Here is a 1,317-nt window from a genome sequence, read left to right on the forward strand (position 1 = left end):
TGGCAAATTGGCGATGGAGCCGACTTTTAGCACAAATGTTGAATAGAATTACTAATCTTCAACATTGCACAAAAGTTCAATAGAAGTACTTCACCGGCTCTATTGCCAATTTGTTTGTTATGTGCCGTTTTATTCCATTTTATACATTTAACAATTGCTGAAACGTAAAGTCGGGTTTAAACATTTCAATTTCGTTTTGAGTTGATTCTTCTTGTGCTTCTTTGCCATAGATAAACATTTGCTGTTCATAATTTTTAACAGCCTCTTCAATGCTATTAAATTTTCCATCGGCTAGATTATCAGACAATATCAAGGCATCCACCAACCCACTATTTACTCCCTGCCCTGCAAAAGGCGGCATCAAATGTGCGGCATCCCCAATCATTGTTATGGGTAATGGGCGCTTGCTTTTCCAAGGCTTTTCTAAAGGAAATATCCGTGTAGCCAATCCTACAAATGACAACGTCGTATGAATCAATTCTTTGTAGCGTTCGTCCCAATCGGAAAATTCTTTCAGAAGAAAATCAACGACACTATTTCTGTTTTGAAAATCTACCTGCGTTTGGTTTTTCCATTCATCAGGTGTTTTAAAACTTATTCCAAAATGCAATGCACCATTATTATTGGGGTTAGCAAATAATAAATTACCTTGGTGAGATGCCATTAGCCGGTTTCCATTGCATAGCTGAAAAAATCCAGGACAGTTTATCTCTGGTTGATGAATATCGGCTTGTATATTGAAAGTACCTGTTTCTTCAACTTCCGTGTCGGTAACAAATTTTCTTACCTTGGACATCCCGCCATTGGCAAGAATAACCAAATCTGCTGTTTCACTCGGTTTATTCTCAAAAGTTAGTGTCCACTTCTTCTTACCAGGTTCAAGCATAACAAGTTTTCTATCCCAAATAACCGTGTCGTTTTCTAAACTATTCAACAAGATAGCCCTTAAGTCATTTCTGTTTATTTCAGGATTGTCAAATCGATTTTCGGGCTTTACATTTTTTGTGGATAAAATATTGCCTTTTTCATCAGCAATATTTACACCCATTGGTAAGGCTAAGTCATAATAAGTTTGTAACAATCCCGCTTTTTTCATTGCTTCCTGACCTGAACCTTTGTGTAGGTCAAGGGTTCCACCAAAAATTCTTGCCTCTCGGTCGTTGTCTCTTTCGTAAACTGAAACGTCTATGCCGTTTTGCTGTAATAATTTTGCCATAGTCAGTCCAACGGGTCCACCACCAATTATTGCAACGTTCTTATCACTAAGTAAATTCATTTGTTTGTCTGTATCTATTCGCATTGTCATTCAAAAATGGC

Annotated in this window: 1 protein-coding gene; it reads right to left on the bottom strand. The window is 37.4% G+C overall.

Annotated features, from left to right (window positions below; all coding sequences use genetic code 11):
* Positions 1-139: 139 nt before the first annotated feature.
* Positions 140-1,306, bottom strand: coding sequence for a tetracycline-inactivating monooxygenase Tet(X2) (locus tag NLF99_RS19590; protein ID WP_008651082.1), 1,167 nt, complete (start codon positions 1,304-1,306; stop codon positions 140-142).
* Between the last annotated feature and the right edge of the window lie 11 nt (positions 1,307-1,317).

Origin of the sequence: Sphingobacterium sp. LZ11T8, from assembly GCF_024261425.1 — a bacterium.
In the GTDB taxonomy this organism is placed as follows: Bacteria; Bacteroidota; Bacteroidia; order Sphingobacteriales; family Sphingobacteriaceae; genus Sphingobacterium.

Bases quoted from the DNA above. Each gene is read 5' to 3' on its own strand.
- NLF99_RS19590 (WP_008651082.1), bottom strand. From the start codon at position 1,306: ATGACAATGCGAATAGATACAGACAAACAAATGAATTTACTTAGTGAT.